The 21,365-nt window shown below is 57.1% G+C and carries 6 protein-coding genes; all 6 read right to left on the reverse strand.

Annotated features, from left to right (window positions below; genetic code table 11):
• Positions 1 to 4: 4 nt before the first annotated feature.
• On the reverse strand, positions 5 to 10,426 hold the full coding sequence (locus HFP51_RS03430; RefSeq protein WP_176874379.1) for a hypothetical protein: 10,422 nt from the start codon (positions 10,424 to 10,426) through the stop codon (positions 5 to 7).
• A 273-nt stretch (positions 10,427 to 10,699) separates the two neighbouring features.
• A complete protein-coding gene (locus tag HFP51_RS03435; protein WP_255454815.1) occupies positions 10,700 to 12,403 on the reverse strand; it encodes a ShlB/FhaC/HecB family hemolysin secretion/activation protein in 1,704 nt (567 codons plus the stop codon).
• A gap of 273 nt (positions 12,404 to 12,676) precedes the next feature.
• Entirely contained in the window at positions 12,677 to 13,411 is a 735-nt protein-coding gene (locus HFP51_RS03440; RefSeq protein ID WP_176874381.1) for a hypothetical protein, read from the reverse strand.
• On the reverse strand, positions 13,392 to 15,428 hold the full coding sequence (locus tag HFP51_RS03445) for an adenylate/guanylate cyclase domain-containing protein (protein WP_176874382.1): 2,037 nt from the start codon (positions 15,426 to 15,428) through the stop codon (positions 13,392 to 13,394). Before HFP51_RS03445 ends, HFP51_RS03440 begins: the two co-directional genes overlap by 20 nt.
• Positions 15,429 to 15,463: 35 nt before the next feature.
• On the reverse strand, positions 15,464 to 18,541 hold the full coding sequence (locus tag HFP51_RS03450) for a CHAT domain-containing protein (protein WP_255454816.1): 3,078 nt from the start codon (positions 18,539 to 18,541) through the stop codon (positions 15,464 to 15,466).
• A 131-nt stretch (positions 18,542 to 18,672) separates the two neighbouring features.
• On the reverse strand, positions 18,673 to 21,249 hold the full coding sequence (locus HFP51_RS03455) for a glycosyltransferase family 4 protein (RefSeq protein ID WP_176874383.1): 2,577 nt from the start codon (positions 21,247 to 21,249) through the stop codon (positions 18,673 to 18,675).
• Between the last annotated feature and the right edge of the window lie 116 nt (positions 21,250 to 21,365).

Raw genomic sequence — 21,365 nt, forward strand, 5'->3', positions numbered from 1 at the left:
ATTGCTAGTCGTCCGACCCACCAGCGCTCGGATTGCGGATCCATAAATCCTCGTTACCCGATCCCGTAACCGGATCGTCAATAATTGGCCCTTCGGGGTTCGGCGTGATGTCGACCGTTTCGATCAGAGGTGAAATCGGAATGCCTGGGCCGCCTTCCTGTTCCTCAATCTCTTCTTCCACCAGATCTTGGATTGGATCGCCTGGTCGATCAGGAACACTCGGCGGCGGCGGCGGCGGCGGCGGCGGCGGAGGAGGCGGCGGCGGAGGCGGCGGCGGAGGCGGAGGTGGCGGTGCTCCCGTGCATGATGCTGGATTAGCAATCAGGCAGCCATTTATCGTCGAACCGGCGGCAAAAGCCGTGTTGATCGTCGATTGGGCTATCATGTCGATGCCGGTGATTGTGGTTCCGCCCTGTTGTTGGATACCGTTGATGACAATTGCCGGTGCACTACCGGCGGAAACTGCATTGATCGTGACTCCGCCATTCCCGACGAGGAATCCGCGGCGATCATCAAAGTCGGTGCCCGCGCCGCTGTTCTGGACATAGAGACCGTTATTGACCGTAAAGGTCAGCATATCGGCCTGGAAAAAGCCGTTATCCAGGACAATGCCGTCATTGTTGGCAAGGCGCGTATCGGCATCTGCCACTGTGGCTCCGGCGATATCGTTCGCGGCTGAATCAGTGGCTGCGGTGATTGTGGTAGCAGAGAGCGATAACTGGCCGGCTAGCCCGCCATTCGCATCAATGACTGCGATATTGCCGGTTGAGGCATCAAGCCGAATATCGGTGTCCGCCGTCAGGTTGAGCAGGGTGTTGGCGGTTGCTCCATTGAGAACCAGTTCACCGTTCACCCGCATATCGCCTTCGGTCAGGATGTTGAGTGCGCCGGCCATGCCGATATTTCCGTCCTGCGTTCCGCCACCGCCCGTTGCCACTTGAGCATCCAGATCTTCGATGGTTAGAGTTGGTGAGGCGGAGGTAGCAAATGTCGCGATGATCGTCAGATCACCACCGGAATGGATTTGCATGAACTCGGTCGCGTCGAGGCTGAAGACGCCTGTGGTGCCGGCGCCGCCAAGGACCATCGCGTTGGTGCCATTGCTCTGTATCAGGATCGATTGAGTCAGGTCTGATGTGCCAAGCTGGCCAGTGCTTCCGATATCGAAATCGGCGCTGCTCGTGTCGATGGTGATGCCAGTCGCCAGGGCCTGCAAGTCGATCAAGCCGCCGGCTGATATGAACAGGTCATTGGTCGCCACGGCGTCTGCCGTGATGATTGCATCCGTCGCCGCAGTGATGGTGATGTCCCCGGGCCCGGGAGAGCCGACGACGGTGCCAAGGGGCAATGATCCTCCCGGGATGGCGCCGCTGGCCGGCAATACTGACGGCAGGCCGGCTTGAATTGTTCCGGTTGTAACGGACCCACCGCTGCTCGTCAGATTGACGTCGCCAACCGACTGGGCGGCTGCGACGTCCAGGTCTCCGCCGGCAATAATGTCGACATCGCCATCGGTTGCCCGCGTGTCTGTAACATTCAGATTGCCCTGAGCAGTAAGCAGGATCGCTGCACCACTTGCAATCAAATCCCCGCTAACCACCGTGTCAGTATTGACGATGACGGCGCCAGTTGCGGAGCGCAGGGCAGTGTCGCCGCCAGCTGTTACGGTGTCGACTTCCAGGTTCGTCTCGCTTTCGGCCGTCAGCGCGCTGCCAGCGGCGATGTCAGTGCCGGTGATACCGCCGTTCGACGCGACAAATGTCAGCGCACCGGCGGCCGACGCGGATGTGAAATCAATCCCGCCACCGGCATCGGCTGTAAAATCACCGCCCTGTGCGTCGAGTGAGCCAAAGCCGATATCGGCAGCCGCATCGAGATCGACCCCGCCACCAACGGTTATGAGGCCATTTCCGTCAATGCTGCCGCTCAGTGCGTTGAGCGTAAGATCACCGCCAATTGTACCATTCAGGAAGGTGATGGCCGCGCCGGTGACGCTTGTATTGCCGCCGCTGATTGCGTTTTGCAGGCTTGGATTGCCGGCCGCCACTATCGTGATGTCATTTGCCGCATCGACGGTACCAAAGCTGGCATCGCCGGCGGTTGCTTCGGCATCAACGGACCCACCTGAGGTTATGTCGCCAACTGCGATATCTTCTGCCAGGAGTGTGACGTCGTCGCCGCTGTCTATGTCGCCATTTCCGAAATTTGCGCCGATCATGCCGTTGGCCGCGGTCAGAGTGACGGCATTGGGCGAGGAAATGAGATCGAACAGAATGTCGAAACCGCTGGTGAAATCAACGAAATCACCAAAAGCAGTCCCGATTTCGATTGTCGCGCCGTCAAGAAACAGGGTGCTCCCGTCTAGATCGCCGCCAAATATTCCACCCCCGGCAGACATGAAAATATCGCCACCGCTCGTCGCCTCGAAGAAGAAGATATCGCCAAAGGCATCCGCGGTAATCGAGTTGCCGGAATCTATCGTGCCAATATCGATCAGACCCGCCGATAAGAGGTTGATATCGATACCCGCACCAGCAAATCCGAGCAGGATTTCACCGGCGTCAATGTCAATATTCCGGGCCGAACCGGTAAAGTCGATCGCCACCGTCTGTGGCGCGAAGAGGAATATGTCGGTGCTCGGAACGGAAAGCGATCCGAAAATCAAATCGCCGCCAGCATCGTAGTTCACATCGCCGACGCCCACACTATGGTTGGCTACAAACATGCTGCCGGGCACCGAGTAGAAGCCTTCAAGCGGGCCGCCGATATCCGCGACAGTGGTAAGTTCCCTGCCGGCATCGATGCGTGTCGCGAAAATATCGAAACCGACTGTGATCCCGACATCATTGCCGCTGGTAATCGAGCCGGTGCCCAACAGGCTTCCGGATGCGGCGCTTAACTGAATGAGATCGCTTGATAATGTAGCATCCCGGAGATCGATATTGCCTTCTAGGCTTTCGAGCAGCAACTCTGTTGTCGCGTCGAAATCGGACGCTATTCCATTTGTTCCGATGGTCAGATCACGGCGTGTTGTGATCCGGATGATGTCAGCCGCGACGGTGCCACCTTCGATTGTCGCGTCGATGATATCGTTGTTGCTGGCCTGCCCAATTAGGATGCGATTGTCGGCGTTGAGCGTACCCAGGCAGGCATTGCCTTCTACGCAACCCGCACTCAGCAACCCTGCATCATCGGATGGGGCCACGCCATTTGCCGGAGCGTCATTAATGTCGGCCGCGATGGAGCTGGCGGTTATTGTTCCGCCACTGCCGTCAATGGCATTGGCGTCCAATGCAACCGCGAATCCGTTGGCGTTGATTGTGCCGGCGTTCACGATTGACGCAATCGGTGTCAAAGGCGTGCTGTTGAGATCGAAAGCCAAGCTGCCCGCTTCAAGCCGAATATTATTCTCCGTAAAGAATGGGTCTGCAAGAACAGGCGGATCTACCGGATTGATCGCAGCTTCCAATATGGCACCTGCCACGATCACGATATCGTCGCCAGTGCGCACGAGAATGCCATTGTCGGACATCACATTGGCACCGGTCTGGAAGATCGCATTGCCCCCGGCGCGAACATCGACATCACCTGTCGAAACAACGGTACCCGTCACAGTGGCATTGAAATTTGGATCCCACTCATTGGACGTGACGTTCGGATCAAAGCCGGCACGAATGGTAATCCCGGAATTGATCTGTGTTCCGAAGGTGATCGGACTGGTGAGTGGCGGCCCGGTAACGATGCCATCATTTAGCGTGGCATTTTGACCCGCCGACAACAGGATATCGGTTACCGCACGCAAATCATTCGCGCTGGCATTTTGCCCGGCCCGGATCGTGATTGACGGGCCGGCGCTGATGATTGACCCAGCCATTGCGTCAAAGTCGAGCGCTGCATTGGCATCGAACGTGTCGGTGACATCCATTGAGATGGTCGATGCACCATTATTGGTGTGTGCGAAGAGGATCGAACCACCTGTGCTGGTCAGGTCAGCAAGCCCGCCGACTATGATCTGGCCGGTTCCGTCAAACGCATATTCGATATTACCGCTCGTGTTGACGATCAAATCACCAGTTACGGTAGTCGCGCCGCTATTGCCGGCCATGAAGAATCCGCTCGTCGGCGCGAATGAGGTTCCAAGGGCCTCAACAGTCAGCCGAGTGAAATTCATCAGACCGAGCGGATCAATGGATGTATCGGACAGTTGCACACGACCGGCGGTGGTGCCCGCTGCTGTCGTTCCGCTTCCGGCAATGCCGCTAGCCTCGAGCTGGGTGTTTCCGACGTCGATGATCCCGGGGCTTCCTTCTTGAACCTCCAGGATAGCCAGACCACCGGTTCCACCGCCTCCAGTCGCGACGGGATCGCCTCCGGCATCGCCGCCCACACCGTTGGCAAAAACGCCAAAGGCGGAATAGGAGAAACCTGTAAATGTCGAGATCGTGCCGCCTTGCGCGATCACTGTCGCGGTCCCGCCGGTGCCAGTCCCACCATCGCCGCCGCCCAGCGCACCAGTGCCACCAGCTCCGGCGATACCCTCGCTATTGGCGCCATTGGTGATGGACCCAAATCGCTTGAAAATACTCATAGACAGATTGCTGCCGGACCCCACAAAGATATTGGAGTCTCCGCCAATACCAGCGCCGCCAGTTCCGCCTACGCCGTCGGCACTATCTCCGCCAATGCCGCCCAGTCCGGTGCCAAACACGAACATATCACCGGCTATCAAGGTGCCATCAACAAGATTGAGCGTGGCAGAGCCACCAGTCCCAGTACCGCCCGTTCCGCCCGGCCCGCCTGCCGCCAGGGTGTTGGTGCCCCCCGCAAACGCGCGGCCGGTCGAATTTACAATAAAGATCAATGACTCAACGGTTGCGCCATTGTCGATAGTAGCAATTGCGGTGCCGCCAAAGGCATCGCCTGCATCGCCGCCCGAGCCGTTGGCCGATTGTCCGGCTCTGCCGCCATCAGCTAGCGCTCGCACACGGATTTCACCGACCGCTCCGGTTGTAATGACGCTGTTTCCAGGGGACGCGAAGTTGAACTCGCTCAATCCGCCTGTCGCGGCTCCACCATTGCCAGCAATACCGACATCGGCGTCACCGCCATCACCACCACTGCCATTCGCCCAAGAGAATATGGCATTGCTCGATAAAGTGCCGCCGGTCATATCAATCGTGACACGGCCAGATGTCCCGTCGCCACCATCGCCAGCTTGTCCCGCCAGCCCGGAGGCAACCGCGTCAATATAGTCGCCGCCATTGCCGCCGCTGCCGATCGAGTTCATCGTAAACCCTTGAACGTCAATGGTGCCGCCCTGGATAATGATATCCATAGTGCCGCCGAAGCCATCCCCACCGCTGCCTGCCGCCATTGTTGGGTCTATCGTGTCGCCGCCGGCGCCCCCGATGCCGAATACTGAGAATTGCGGGAAACTAAAATTATCGCCTAAACCAGTTATCACACTGTCGCCTGAGACAGTCATTGTGACGCCACCGCCAAAACCGTCTCCACCGTCTGCGCTCGCTCCGCCAACGCCACCAAATGCGCGGTTCAGGATCTGGAAGACCACGGTGTTGAAGAGGCTGGGATCGCCCGCCGTTGAATTTTCGATCAGCGCGACAGCGTCACCGCCAAAACTATTTCCGCCCGCAAAACCGTCGCCTCCATCACCGGCAAAACTATCAAGCCTGAATAGAAGCTCATCCACGGTGAGACTGCCGCCCGATGAGACAAAACTAATCGCCGCCGCGCTGCCATCGGCTACACCGCCAACGTCTGCGGTCGCATCTCCGCCATTGCTGTTAACTAGCAGCTGGAGGCGGTTTCGCGTTGCGGGATTGACCGCTGGCGATTGGAAAAGGGTGCCGCCATTGATGAGTTGCAAAGAAATTTGGCCGCCGAAGCCCGAACCGACATTGGTCGCGCCGCTGCCGCCCGTTCCATCTGCTCGGAAGACGTCACCATTTACCGCGGTTCCGAGAATATCGATGAAACCGCCATCGGCCAGGACCGATACCGATCCGCCGATACCATCGCCAGATTGGTCAGGCGCTGATGTGCCTGTTCCGCTTGCTCCCAATGTCAGTACGGATCCAATGGAAGCAATGCCGGGCGCAATCGATAAAGTGCCACCTGCGATCGCGTTCACTTCGACACTGCCACCGGTTCCATCACCGCCGATACCGGCCAGACCGGGAAGAGCGCCGCCGGACGTCCCGCCTAGTCCTTCGTTACCGCCGCGGCCATCGGACGAAAGTTGTACGATATTGGTGGATATCAGCCCGCCATCGACTGTCAGGCGGGAAACTCCGCCAGTGCCGTCTCCAGCCGCTCCGCCATTTCCGCCATTACCCGTGCCCGAGGTAGCAAAATTGCTTCCACCATCGCCGCCATTTCCGCCGGCTCCGGTGTTGAAAATCGTCAAGAACGGAACAGTTGCGTCGATTGTTGCACCGGAAAGCGCCAATATTTCAGCAGTACCACCAGTACCGTCGCCACCATCACCGCCATTTCCGCCGTCTTGAGCGTCAAGGAAAGCGTCGCCACCATCGGCACCATTTCCGCCTGTTCCGCCGACCTGAGGGGCAAGACTTGCAGGTGATGTCAGCGTTAGGAGGGTAGTAGGCCCGGTTACGATCAAACTCGCCGTTCCACCGACGGCACTCCCGCCATTGCCGCCATTGCCACCAGGCGCATCGACAAATCCAGCATTACCGCCGCGGGCCGTTGCGATGAGGCTAGGGGCGGCGAGGGAAACGATGGAATCATTAATGTTCAAGCTGGCGTTGCCGCCGGTTGCGTTTCCACCATTTCCGCTGTCCGTTCCGCCGCCACCCTGTCCACCAGTGGCCGAGGCATCAATTGTATACGCAGGGCTCGTCGCATCATCCTGATTGAGGTTTATGGTGGCAGTGCCGCCAAAGGCGTCGCCGCCATTCCCGCCAATGTCGCGGGCATCGCCGACCGTGATGCCACTATTGGTGCCACCTTGGCCGCCCAGGCCTTCAGCGATGACGGTCAGGGTCGAAAATGTCAGCGTGCCAGCGACATTGTTGAATTCCGCATTACCGCCTGTGCCAGATCCGCCATCGCCGCCTGGTCCGCCGGGCAGATTGGTGCCGAAGGTGAGGGATGTGTCGCCGCCCGCACCGCCATAGCCGGTTGTATCGACGATCAAATCATTCGTTGTAACTGTGGCTGCACCGTCGAGGTTGAAGGTAGCTGATCCGCCAATTCCGTTCCCGCCATTGCCCCCATCGGCGCCAAAGCCATCTCCGCCCTGGGCAACAAAGAATTGAGAGTTGCCGGTCGCTTCCACCGTCAGTGTATTTGTGACGTTCAACGTTCCGGAAATCGCATTGAATGTGGTGGTGCCGCCAAAGCCATCTCCTCCATCGCCGGCGCCCAGTCCTACATCGGCATCGCCGATCGCTCCGTCGCCGCCCAATCCATTGGCCGAAACTGTGAAATTGGTAATTGTTGCCGTGCCGGCGCCCAGATCCAGATTGAAGTTGACGATACCGCCAACCCCATCGCCACCGCGGGCTCCAGGGTCGGTTGGCAGGGCAAATGGTAAAACATCCTCCAAGCCCAAAAGACTGAAACCTATTTGATCCGGGAATGGCAAATCTTCAGAATCCGGCGCGTTCGGCGGAGTGCTGCCGCCAGGTCCGCCTGCGCCGTCCGCACCGACATTCAGGGTATTGGCGGAGAAAGTGCCGCCCAGTAGATCGAATGTGACCTGGCCGCCAAATCCATTGCCGCCTTCGCCTACAGGCTCAATGCCGCCGCCTTCGACATCAAACTCGACCGACCCATTAGCATTGGCAAAAACATTGGCCAGGTTCATTACGCCGCCTGCACCCTGGACGCGGAACGTGACGTCGCCTCCGGTTCCCCGTCCGCGTTGTGCGGCGCTTGGGTCAGAATTGGAGTTGCCGACCCCATTGGCATCAACGAACATTGAGCTGAAAATCTCGATTGTAGCATCGTTGGCATCGAAGAGGATCGTGCCACCGTCTCCTGTCGCACCGCCGCTGGCACTGGCCGAGGTCGCACTGGTATTTGCCGACGCGAATCCGTTGACGGTAATGGAGCCGCCATTTGTTGCGACGACAGATATATCGCCGCCAGCTGCGGCATCGGCCGGTGAACTGCCACCAAATGCTCCAAGCAAGGACGATGCGCTCAAGAAGAGATCATTGGTCGTGATGGTGGCATTATCGGCAAGGATCGAAATCGAACCTGCCTGATTCAATGTCCCTGTATTGCCGCCACTTGCCCGAACTGAGATGTCGATATCGTCGGCGACATCCAGAACGCCGCCATTCTGCACCGTCAGATCGACACTGCTTCGCGCTGCCGGACCGGTCTGGCCATTTGTGGACGCATTGATATCGAGGTCGTTGGTAAGTGTTACCGTGGCCGCGTCGACAAGAATTGTTGCAGAGCCACCGTTGGCCAATCCATTGATATCATTGCCATTTGCGTCTTTTGATGCCGCATCATCCGCGCTGACATCGATCAGGAGTGATCCGATTGAATGCGCGCCACCGGTAATTTGGACATCTACGCTTCCGGCTGTCGCGTCATTGCTATCCGGCGCCGCCCCGCTGCCGATCGATGCACGCGCGCTTGCATCCAATATGACATTCCCCGCGGTCAGCGCGCCGCCTTGGAGATTAAGCGACACACTGCCCGCCACCGCATCACCGCCAGCTGTGGTCGGGATCGCGCCAACTTGGAAGCTAGCGGCGTCAGCAGAGGCGCTAAGCAACAACGTACCGACATTGATGGTGCTTGGATTTCCCAGGCCATCGGCACCGCCCAGGGTAATGCTGACGCTGCCAGCCGTTGCATCACCGGTCGAAGCCGGGCCCTGGCCTGCGACAGCATCGGCAATGAATGATGCGGTGCCTCCAATGTCGAGCTCACCGCCGTCAAATATGTTGATCGTGATTGTGCCCGCAGTTGCATCCTCGCCGTCAGCGCCCGGGGTCAGGTCAACCACGCCACGTGCGCTGACGTCCAGCGACAGGTTGCCGAGAATCCTGAATGTATCGAGTGAATCGGAATCGAAGGGGTCGGCATCATGGACGATGTTGATAATGCCGCCCTGCGTGCCCGAACCAGCGCGCAGGGTGACATCAGCGTCAGCCCGAATCGAACCGCCATTCAGCCCGCCAAAATCGATCTGGGTTCCCGCAGTCAGATCGATATTGCCATCGAAATCCATCGTCGTCTTGGGAGCTGCCACGACGCCGATAGCTCCGGATGCGATACCCGTAATGTCCGACCGGAAATCACCCGTTAGATCAGCGTTGACCGCAACGCTATTTACCGGAGTCGAAGCGAAATCGATTGTCGGATCGGCGGCGTTCGGACCGACACTGACATTGTAACCACCACTTAGGATGATTTCTCCATCGGTTTCGGTCGCACCAACAGCGGCGGTGTATCCGGATGTCCCGCCGAGCAGCATCGTTAGCGCATCGTTCTTCGCCACAGCTGTGAAATAGATGGCCTGGGCGTCAGGTACCCCGGCCGGGATGCCCCCAGGGCCGGGTGGGGTTGGCGTTTCGGCGGGACCTGTGGTGAGGCCGGTGTGAACGATACCATTGGGATCGGTAGTCCCAACGGTGACGGTGATGTCGAATAAACCGCTGTTGATGGTAAGATCGGCTTGTTCGGCCGCGACATAGGCTACTGAGCCATCCACATCGACGATCGCGTCCTGGACGATGCGCGGAGCCACCATCGCCACATAGCTTGCGCCATCAATTTGGGCATTGATGTTCGCACCGCGCTCAATTTCAACACTGGAAGTGCTGTTCGCTGCGCCTCGGAATCGGATTTCACCATCTGGGCCAAATAATCCGCCGGCCGTATCGATATCATTGGTGGTAAGGACGAGACCGCCAACATCAAACCCCCCGGTGCCGGTTATTATGATTCCGCCTGGACTATAGAACCACAGGTTTCCGCCGATCGCTCCGGTATTTGAGCCAACTCGGCTTTCAACGCTTCCGCCGAAGGCAATCGATCGCAAATCTCCGGCCGTATTTGTTCCGGTCGGAATTATTCGATTGAGGACGGTGAAGTCCGCATTTGGACCAACAAATGTAACGGTATCAAAGACATCCAGGATATTGATAGCATCATCGCTGTTCGCGGTGTCCAGCGGTGCCCAGGTCAGAATTGTTTCTGCGGACGTGACGGTTACCGTATCTCTGGCGGCAGTTTGAGAGAGCGAAAATGGCGCAGAGTTGGCAGTGACGCTGGCTTGGAAAGCCTGGGTCCCGGAAACAGGCGGCGCAACGGCCTGGGGTTGATTGATTGCAGTTAAACCCTCTCGGGCGTGCGGTATATTTTCAGCAATCATCGTCGCAGCTGGGGTGAATGGCGCATTTTCTACCGTCATCATCGAAGGCGGCGCAGAAGGTGCGTTTTGAACGACCATCCCAGGCCGTATCTGCGGGATGTTCTGTACTGCTATGCCGGAATGCATCCGGGGAACGTCTTCATAGCCAATATTCGAAGCATTGATTTGCGCATGCGCCGGGAGGGCGATTCCGCTCGCTGCAATTACAGCAATAGCGGCACAGCTCGATTGGAAGGCTGATCTGGCGAGGCGCTCCTTGGCTGAATTCCTGTCCATCTGTCTTACCTCATCCTCTCGCATCCCTGCGTCATATGCCTAGCGTGCGAACCGAATTAATAGGGAGAGCAATAGTCTTGGATCGGGCGTGCTCGCCTGGAAATCCGTGCGCCTCAGCGGCACCGCGAACGTCGCGTCGAGCTGCGCACGGTCGCCATAATTGGCGCGTAAGCCGATGCCAGTTGAAAAGAGCTCATCGCTGCCGGTTCCGCCGAGTGCGGCCGGATCTTCATTGTCGACCCATGCGGCATCAAAGAATCCATAAGGCTGGAATGCCCAGCTTTCGCGCGTCCGGGGCAGGGCCGAACCGTATCGTATTTCATATCTGAATCCGAAGCCGCGATCGCCGATCACGGAACCTGGATCATAGCCGCGCCCGATCGTGTAGTTACCGCCCGAAAATTCTTCATATGAAAGCAGTGGATCGCTTGTCCATTGCAGGCGCGGCTCCAGTACGAAAGCAATGACGGGGCTGGGTCGCAGCTCGACGAGGCCGTCGAGACGAATGACTGTAGCATCTGCTTCACCGGCTGCTCGTGTTTGCGGAATGGGGATGCCAGGCGGCAGGCCTGGATCAGAGGCGTTGAATATATCGATGCCTTGCCGGATCTCCGCGCCGAGCCCAAATCGCCAACGCGGTTCTGCCGCACTGAATCCGCCAATGCCGTCGATGCTGCGGCGATCGGTCGTGAACAGATTGGCGCGAATGTAGAAAACGCGCAGCTTGTCCTGATTGAGCGGCACGCCTCCAAACCGCACATCCTGATCGATAAAATCAAAACCAGCAGTGCCGTACAAGCTTGTTCCCTGGTCGAGGATGAAGGGATAGTTGAGGTTAAGACTGGCGACGAGCGTTTCAGTATCGAACGGGCTTGTGCCGGCGATCGTCGGATCATTCCAGGCATAGGTGAATTCGCCGCCAAGCCTTAGCCCGTCGCTGCCAATGGCGAAGGAATGGCCGGCATTCACCACGAGCTGCTCATTAAAGTCCGCGCTCGAGAAGAAGCTCAACGTCGTGGTGTCGCCAAGTCCTGTGATGTCGTTGATTTGTGCCCGGACCTGGCCACCCCAACGCCCGGTCTGGCGTGATGCGTAATTCTGCACATTGGCCTCGAACACAAAGGGCGTTCGTTCGACCCGCACATCGCCGATCACTTCACCCGGAGATCCTTCAGCCGGGCGCAGGGTCAGGCGGGTCTCATATCCTGGAAGGTTGCGAGCGAGGAGCAGGCTGCGTTCGGCTTCACGCTGGTTGAATACCTCCATCTCGCTGAGCGGTGACAGGTAGCTCGCAATCAGGTTTTCAGAATTGCCAGGATCGCCGCGCACCTGGATACGGGTCATTTGAGCCATCAAAACATCAAATCGGACAATCCCGTCATCGCCAATTTGCTGTGGCGGTACCTGTACGGCGGCGAGATAGCCGGCCGAGCGGAGGATGGATGCCGCGCGATCGCGAATTTCGCATACGGTTGAAATTGGTACGGTTTGTCCAAGGAATTCAGCAAATGCGGGGCGCAGGCTCTCTGGTGATGCGCCCCTCAGATTGGCGAATACCGCATCATTGAGTTGGAACTGGATATTGGCAAATCGTGGCTGGGCGAGGGGGCATGGAGCGCGCTCGACGCCGCCTTCGACGCTCAGGCCCAGTCGCTGGCGATTTTCGCCCGGAGCTAGTTGGCCTGGCTGAATCTCTTCTCGGGTCGGGGCAGGATTGATCTGCGCAATCGTCGGGGACGGCATCGCCGCCAAAATCCCGCCTATTGCTGCCAAACTCAAAAACCGTATTGCCACGCAGCACATCCCCCCAAACCAAAGACTCGGTGCCGCACCAGTTCCAAAAGTGGAATGCCTGCAGTCGCCCCAATCTTCCCCTACACCGCGCGCCATCGCCCGGCTTTATTTCATTAACCCGCATCTACAGTGAAATCGCGACCACATAACACTGTATTGCTGCCCTTTTTCCGGGCATTCTGGGGCAAAGACTAGCAAGCCAGCCCAGCCCCTTCAAGCATCTCAGCCGTCCTCTGGTTCGGCTGTATCATAGTTTGCAGTAAACGCCTCGAGCTGCACTTCGCAGCCGTTAGACAGCAATTCCGATCCGAGCGCCAATGCATCGGATGTATCCGCGGCTACATCCACGATCGTAATCTGTGTGGTCGCGCTCGGTTCCGTCGAGATCACATAGGCACCGTTTGTCGCTCCGAAATTTTCGGGCCAACCGACGGAGAAATCACCGGCGGCGAATTGCACCGTCATGGCCGCACCATCGGCCACCCGCGTTACGGTCACTTCTGCCGCCTGCGAAGCATTGGAACGCCACAGCGATACCGGAGCGTCCTCAAGCATGCAAAATGCGCCGGACTGATCGATATCCATTTGCGAAACGGTGCGGTTAGCCGCGCTTATCGGCGCTATACTAGGCAGACCGCGGCTTACCCCTGTCCGGGCAATGCCATTCTGGCCTTGCGTCGTGATACCGCCCGTCGCTACGCGCAGGCGCGCGCCAATAGTATAGCGTCCCGGACGGCTATATTGCCGGGTTCCAGATCGGCCAAGAACGGTCAAGCGATCTCCAGCGCGCAGGCGAATAACCTCGCCGTCGTCCAGTCGCGAACCGCGCGGATGTTCACGCGCAATGGCGCCGCTTGAACGGGTAACAAGCACATCCGCCATCGCCGCGCTCCCCATTGATGCGAGCGCGATTCCGGCCGTAGCCACCATCAGCGATTTACTTACCCTGTAGAACATAACTACCTCCTGGTTCCGTATTGATCAGACGCTGTGCGAAATTTTTCAATGCCAGATCATCGGGATTGTCATCCGCCAATTTGGCAATGGCTTCGCGCGCCATTTCATTTCCCTGTTCAAATTCCTGATAGTGCTTATGAAGCGCCTCGGCTGAACCTGCGGTGATTTTTGACACAGGTTCGTATATTTTCACCGGAGTGGACCGACCGGACAGCGTAACCCGGCCAAGGCAGCGAAACTGTGCCTTGCTTACGCTGTTAACCGCTTCGTCGCTAGCCAGCATCACCGTATCTGTCTGTTTATTAGCGCTTTCTAACCGTGCCGCTGTGTTCATGGCGTCACCCAATGCGGTATATTGGATGCGTTCCTGGCCACCAAAATTGCCGACAATTGCCTCGCCATGATGTAGCCCGACCCGCGTTCGACCAATTGGCGGCACGCCATCAGGCGTATCATGCCGAAATTCCTCGCCAAATTCCCACATTGCCACGGCGCATTGAGCTGCCCGATCCGCATCATCGGGACGAGCAATCGGAGCCCCCCAGAAGGCGACCACGGCATCGCCGACAAATTTGTCGATAGTGCCCCCATATTCCAGGACAATTTCGCACATTTTGTCGAGATAATTGTTGAGCAGATACGCAACCATTTCAGGTTCGATGGCGTGGCTAAGCTTGGTGAACCCCTCAAGATCCGTGAAAACTGCATAAATTTCCCGTTTTTCGCCACGCAGCGACAATCGCTCAGGATCGTCCATGATCTGGGATGCAACATCTGACGGGAGATATTTGTTGAGAGCGCCGGTTACATATTCGCGTTTTTCCGCACCTACGGAGCGCGCGGCAGCACCGATTGTCGTAAATGCAATGATCCAACCACCAAACCAGCCGAATACGGGCAGAGTCTGAGTATCAACGCCATTGCGATGGAGGGTGAAGGGTACGATGACGATAAAGGCCGCTTGCACAAATATAAGCAGGGCCAATTTCCAGAGCCGCAAGTCACTCAAACTGGTCAACGCACCGCATAACACTACCAGTATCGCCGTAGTCCATAAGGCCCAGCCCGGCACACTGCGCAGCATCGTTCCATCGAGCATCTGAGCCAATAAATGCCCGTGAACTTCGACCCCAGCGATTGGGTCATTACCTTGCAATCGGGTCAGGGGTGTTTCGAAGCGATCAATTAGCGGCAGATCTGTCCCGATCAGAATGTATCGATCCGTTATGAAATCAGCCATGAAGGCCGCTTCTTCGTCATTGGCGAAAAAGTCGATTGCGAGCTTCATGAAAGGCGGTTCGTTCTCAAAGAAAGGCCGTCGATAGGCGATACTGCCCCGATGGTCGCGATAGGCATCGCTGCCAGGAACCAGGGAGTTGGCCATTAGCGGCGGCAGATCGTCTGGCTGATCAGGCCAACTGCGCTGGACATTATCATTGTCTGCACCGAGCTTGACGCTGGTCGGTTGCACCAGATCATTTGTCACGCGACGATGGAATTCGGCGATATAGTCGACCTGTCGAGGTTGCAGTCGGAGGTTTTCATTACTCGCGGTCGTGACAAAGGCCAGGAAGGTCGGCGTTTGCATCGCGTTCAGCGCATCAATGAGCATCTCATCATTGTCGGTTGGCTGGTCGATCAAGATGTCGATGGCAATTGCTCGCGGGCGCATCATATCAAGTGAGCCCAGCGCATTGGCGAGAATTTCACGATCAAGCGGTGAGCGCACGCCCGTATTGAGCAGCGTGTCTTCTTCATAGGTGACGATTGTTATGCGTTCGTCCTGTTCAACGCGTTCCATCGCGTAGCTTGAGCGGACGTCGAACAGCACACGCTCAATATCAACAGCGAAACCAAGGCCCCAGCTATAGCGCGCCAAAAGTATCGCAATGATCAATAGGACAAGGCTGGCGGACGTGCGAAGAGGCCCGACTTCACGCCAAAGTCGGCTCAACCGGCCAACGCTCCCAAGGTTGGGAGTGTTCGTGTCGGCTTCGGGGACCGATCCCTCAGTCATAATGCGCGGTTTGATATTCGATCATTTCAAAATGTTCAGTTCGCCCTGACGACCGATTGCGTCCCATCGCCGATTATCGCAAATCCAGCCCAATAATATGGGTGCGAAGTATCCGCATCATCCATCAAGCTTCGCTGCGCCGCGCGCATTGCTGCACCAAGACTATTGCTCGCCCCAGACTGGAACACCCCGGTTATCAGCCGCTCGGTTGCACCAAAGTCTTCGGGAGCAGGCCAGTGGCTGGCTATTACCGTCCGACTGCCAGCGCCGACAAAGGCTCGGACAAGCCCGTCAAGTGCGGATCCACCGCCGCTAACGCCGGCGGCTGTCGAGGCCGCGACGCCGGCCGCGCTGGCGGTATCACAGGCCGAAAGAATGACGAGATCGGCATCGAGGTTGAGATCGAAGATTTCGCTGAATTCTAGAAGTCCGTCCGACATGTCATCCGCCGCGAATGAAGTCATCAGGGCAGGCAATGGCGGGCAGTCTGCGCGTGCCTGGGTGACCAGCCCATGGGTTGCGAAATGCAGGATCCGAAAGTCCGACAAATCTCCACGTTGGATGATGGCGCTATCGGTAAATCTTGTCCCGGTCACTACATCTGAAACATCTTCCCCAATCAAGCGACGAGCTGTGTACAGCTCATCTGCTGGGATCGGCACGCTCCAGAAATTTGCGGGCCAGCTGCATCGTGGATCAGTAGGGCCAGATTGATAGTTTGTTCGCTGATATTGCGCCGTGGCCGGAGCGTTTTCACCGAAGCCGAGATACTGGCGTGACGCGGCCGAGCGCGGCAAGTTTCTGACGTCGCGGAAACCCCGAGCTGACAGCGCCGTACTGATGGCTCGCTCCCGGCCAAGCCATGCAATGCCTGAGAAATCAAATGGATCATTCCCTGGGGTGCTCGCGCGTTGCTCATAGGCGATTACGCCGGCTTCGTCCGTCACGAGAAGATTCGCCGGTAAGCTGAGCATGGCTCCGTCGGGCTCAAAAATCAGATGGTCAATGCCTGCGAGTTGATCGGCCGCCGGACCAATTATTTCCATGTACAACTGATGTGCGAGACGCACGTTGAACGGATAGGTCAGTCGGACACCATTCTCGATCGTAGAAATCGTATTCCTCAGATCTGTGACCCTTTGGTCAAGGGTGGCCGCATCAATCTGTGCGCGATAGGCACGCGCCGATTGATTGGTGGCGAGTACCGCATAGACTTGCCCGGCGACCTGGCTGAGTTTCAAATAGGCTTCGCCATCCTGCAAAGTACCTTGCAGGTCTGCTATCGTTAGAGCTTCGGTTGATACTGCCTGGTATCGAGGATAGCCGGACAGGGTGGCCTGAGTGGCAGCCTGTTCTGCGGTCAGCTGTTCAAGCTCCGCCGCCAGTGCATCAATTCGCAGCTCAGCCAGAGCATCACGCTCGTCGAGCGCTCGTAAACGCCCCAATTCGATCTGCGTACTCTCGACCGAGCGAGACAGCGTCACAGATTGGCGGAAGAGCCGTGCTGCCTCATCGTTCCCATTGCTGAGTTCGCGAGCAAGAACAGCCTGGGTGTTTGCAACACCCGGCCGGACCATTGTTTCGCTGGCGAGGAAAAAATCACTGACCAGCGTCGGATCATTGGCCATTTCTGCAAGGAGCAGTTCAAAATATGGCGCCAGTTGATTTTCAAGACTGGTCCGGGGAATCGCACGACCGCGAATTTCCGATACAATTTGGGAAAACAGCGCGAGCGCGGCATCGTTTCGCCCGTGCCGAGCAAGGAAAGCTGCCAAACGCGCTTTTGATGCGCTAGTCGCAATCGCGCTTGGATATTGGATCTCGAGAAGCTCTATTGCCAGGCGAAGCCGTGATTCCGCGGATCCAAGATCGCCCCGCGTTTCGTCAATTCCGGCCAATTCGGTAAGTGCCTGAGCTCGCAGCCGTGCTGTCGATCGAACACGACCGTCACGAACAGATCGAACCTCATCAAGCGAAGCATTCAAGGCGTCTATTGCCGGTCCATATTGACCGCGTATCCGGAGAATGGAGCCGCGCAGTTGTCGCGCCTGCGCATCAAGAATGATAGCGCGTTCACCAACCGTTAGCCGTTCACTCTCTTCGCCGCCCAGTTGCCGGGCAAACTCAGCGCCGCTGTTGATCTGTTGCGAAGTCGATTCATCAATTGCAGGCCCAGCAGACCCGTCCGAGGGCGTCATCAGTGCTTCAAGTCCGGAATCGAGAATGGCCAAGGCTTCATCGGATCTTTGCTGGTTTAACAGATGCAGAGCCTGGAAATTTCGACGCAATCGCAGCTGAGTAGCGCTGGCGCTGGGAATAGCGAGGGCCCGGGCATAGGTCGCATCAGCCGCCTCAAACTGGCCAAGATTTGATTGCTGCAATGCTTGATTGATCAGATATTCACCGGCGCGTTCTGGCGCATCTGGACCACCATCTGCAGAATTACGCCGAAACAGCGTTTCGAAGAATTCTGCTGCTTCGGCATAATCGCCGCTATTGTTTCGACGATATCCTTCCGCGAGTGCTTGATCGGTATCGAGTGTTCCGGCCTGAACGCGGGCGAACGCTGCCGCATCCCCCATGCCAGTCGTCGCGATTGATAGCTCGCCCGGCAAGATTTGATCGGCGACGATTGTGCGCAGCCCAAGCTGCAAAGCAGAATCATATCCCGCCAAACCTTCGGCTACATATACGGTGTTGTCGGACGCATGGCGGTACACGGTGTAGCCGACAGGCGCGGAACTCAGCGAGCAATCCTGGCGCTGGGCAGATCCTATGGTTTCCAGGGTCGTGTTGATCTCGCCGGAAGAGCATTGAACGCGATTGGCCCTGAGCGAAGCAAGGCGAGAAATGGGATCCGTGCTGCTGCGCAGGGCATAGATATGGCCGACGGGCTCTGCAGCATCTCGGCAAACAATCGAATAGGAACGGTCGAACATGGTTGAAAGGGCCGGGTCCGTCAGGCGGGCTTGAACTCGGCACAGCAGGCCGGATCCCGATCCCAGTCGGAAGCTGTCTTCCAGGCTTGGTCGAAGGTCCTGCGCCTGCGCTGGTGTCGATAGTGCAACGGCGCACATCGCAAGGACGCTTCCAAGAGCGATTGGCAAACGCATATTTCCCCCTTCGCACATTGATGGCGCGAATGTTTCCGCGTCCCAGATCAAAACTATGCGACCCCAGCCGGAACTATACCGCTCAAACGTACGGAATCCAGCGCTTGTTCAATATTTGGACCGATTTAGCGTCAGCGATTACGGATTCGACGCAACAACGAGGGGTTTGCGTCTGGGAGCCGACGGAGCTTGGGTAGTGGAGCAATGTCAAGCGAACCGCCGATTAAGCCCAAAGCCTTGGAAAAATCTCCATCCCAAAAAATAGGGCTGCGGGCGCTGAGGAAATATATCTCCTCTTCGATTCGTTGGACAAGAATGGACGCAAATCGGAGTTGGTTACCGCGATTGAATTCGATGCGGAGCCGCAGCCTATCGCTGTCTTCGAGTAGCGGCCGCAGCTCAATCTCTTCGGTGGTAAAGCTATTGCGCTGGCCGAACCCTTCATGTTGGCGGATTGTTTTGCCATTGGCGCGAATTATCAGATCGCCCTGGTGGAGCACCGCAAATTCCAACGTCGCGCTGTCCCGCTGAAAGCCGAGCAAAACATGATGCCGATTGGGAGGTGGGTCGGACAGCTTACCCATCTTTTCAACATTGGTTAGCCAGGCTGTCTGGCCATCTTCGCGATGCGCGCGGCCTAACATGATGCGCCCGCTGTTCGCTGGCGCACGGACTGCTGTCGGTTTGTGGAGGAGTAATTTTTTCGCCGGAAGGGATACCGCATCCAGCATTGTTTTTTGCATCAGATAGGCCGCATTGCCGGTCTGTTCTATGATCGTTGCATAGTCCTTGGCGTAACTGAACAGCGTTTCGGGAATGACAAACAGATCGCGATTTTGGCTCGCCGCACGGCTGACATATTCGTGAACAGTCCCCTTTGGCACACGATATTCTTCGAACTGGCCTATTTCGGCGAATAGGTCCTTTCGACCGGCGATGATCTCAACGCCATATGCGGCGCCTGTCAGGGACTGGCTGGCCATGTCTCCGCCCAGCGGCGCAAATATTGTGTCCGGCGCACCTTCTGCATCCGACGAGAAACGGAAAAGGCTGGTTAGCAAGACATCAGGCTGCGCCATGCTTGCTACCCGCAACGTGTCGCAAAAATCCGGTTCAAATCGGATTGCGTCGGTCGCCTGGAACATGATTATCCCTGCATTGGTGCGATCCATAGCGTGATTGAAACATGCGCCAGTGGCTCGGCCGACCGCCTCCACCAGTTCGACATGATCTGCGGCAAGATCGTCCAATTTCTGGCGTGCACCATCAGAAATAGGAACGGCGCTGTAGATAAGGACATGGTCCAGCGTGTCGATGGATAGAGCCTGAGCGATCGCCTGATCCAGCGCTGAAACAGTTGGGGCGTGAATAACCAAACATATCCGGTCGGCCGTGCTCGTCTCGGTATCAGTTGCAGTAGGGGCTTTATGTGCCGCAAGATAACGGTGAAATCCGTACCAGGTCGCCAGGTTGGCATCATTGTCGAAGGCCGGCTTTGCCAGTGGCTGGCCATCTTTCAGTGCACTTTCTAGGCGCGACGCCAGTTCTTCGATATCTGGCGGCACGAGAGTCGCGTCGTGATTGGACGGGTCGATCAGTTCAGCCGTTCCACCCACATCGGTGGCGACGAACGGGATCTTGTGCACAAGCGCTTCATAGACCGCCATTGTCGAATTCTCGATAAGCGAAGGCATCGCTGCGATCATGTCACGCGAACACATGAGTGACAGCGCTTCAGGTTGATTGCGATCTGTAATGATATCTACGGGAAACGGCCAATGTTCCGCGTGGTCGCGAATGAAGTCGAGTGGTTGAGCGCCGTCGAAACTTGATAACGGTTCGCCAGCTTTGCCCAGGAATGTAATCTGATCGATTGCGATGCCTTGCGCCACCAGCATATCAACCGCCAGCACAAATAGATCGAGACCTTTGCGAGGTTCGAGCCGACCAAAGAATACGAGTTCGCGTGTCTTGACGATATCGCCATAGTCACGCTTCGGACGGACATCCTCGACGATGACCTCTGAAAAATCGACGATATTTGGCTGCACATAGGTGCGACCTTCAGGTAGCCGATACCCAATGTGATCCATGAAGCTCAGCAGGTGCGCACTGCCGCCGATTACCATGTCAGTCCATTCGACGCATTTCTGTTCGGCATAGCTGGCGATCAGCAAATCGACATTGTCGATGGGCTGCATCTGATAGTGGCGATTCCAGATATATGGAGATGATGTCTTCGTCAGGAACACTGTCTCGTGAAACGCAAGCCCAAGCCGTTTGGCCTGAAGCGCGTAAAATGCACCGCCGCGCCATTCCGAGCTATGGACCACATCAAATGGTGAACTTGCCTTGAGCCAGCGATAAAAGCTCAGCCAACGCGATTGCCAGTGCGCACTTGCCCCTGCGATAGGCTCTTCCACGTCGGGAAGCGGAACAAAATCAATCCCAAATCCGGCATAATGCTCAATCCAATGCTCGACCGATTCATTCTCTACCTGCCGACCTTTCAGATAGCATATCGTGACACTGTGACCGTCTGCGGCCAGGCCACGGGCAAGATGATAATAGGTTGATGCAATTCCGCCATTACGCACCGGGCCAACAATCTCTTCAGTAGCGATTAGGACGCGCAATGCACCCGTCGCCTGGCTTTGCAGGTCGCCTAGTGTGGGAAACGTAATTACGTCGAAATCATCTCGCTGCATCGGGATTGCCTAATCTGGAAAACAGCGATTGGCCACTTTCATTCGGGTTACAGTTTTGCCCGTGCCCCGCCTGCGCCTGAATCTGATCGACGAACGCATTGAAAAAGAGAGTGGCA

This window comes from Parasphingopyxis sp. CP4 (assembly GCF_013378055.1).
Classification (GTDB): domain Bacteria; phylum Pseudomonadota; class Alphaproteobacteria; order Sphingomonadales; family Sphingomonadaceae; genus Parasphingopyxis.

What these genes read in the sequence shown, in the direction of transcription:
- HFP51_RS03430 (WP_176874379.1), bottom strand. Translation starts at nt 10,426, where the DNA reads ATGATGACGGTAGAAAATGCGCCATTCACCCCAGCTGCGACGATGATT.
- HFP51_RS03435 (WP_255454815.1), bottom strand. Translation starts at nt 12,403, where the DNA reads ATGCCGTCCCCGACGATTGCGCAGATCAATCCTGCCCCGACCCGAGAA.
- HFP51_RS03440 (WP_176874381.1), bottom strand. Translation starts at nt 13,411, where the DNA reads ATGTTCTACAGGGTAAGTAAATCGCTGATGGTGGCTACGGCCGGAATC.
- HFP51_RS03445 (WP_176874382.1), bottom strand. Translation starts at nt 15,428, where the DNA reads ATGACTGAGGGATCGGTCCCCGAAGCCGACACGAACACTCCCAACCTT.
- HFP51_RS03450 (WP_255454816.1), bottom strand. Translation starts at nt 18,541, where the DNA reads ATGCGTTTGCCAATCGCTCTTGGAAGCGTCCTTGCGATGTGCGCCGTT.
- HFP51_RS03455 (WP_176874383.1), bottom strand. Translation starts at nt 21,249, where the DNA reads ATGCAGCGAGATGATTTCGACGTAATTACGTTTCCCACACTAGGCGAC.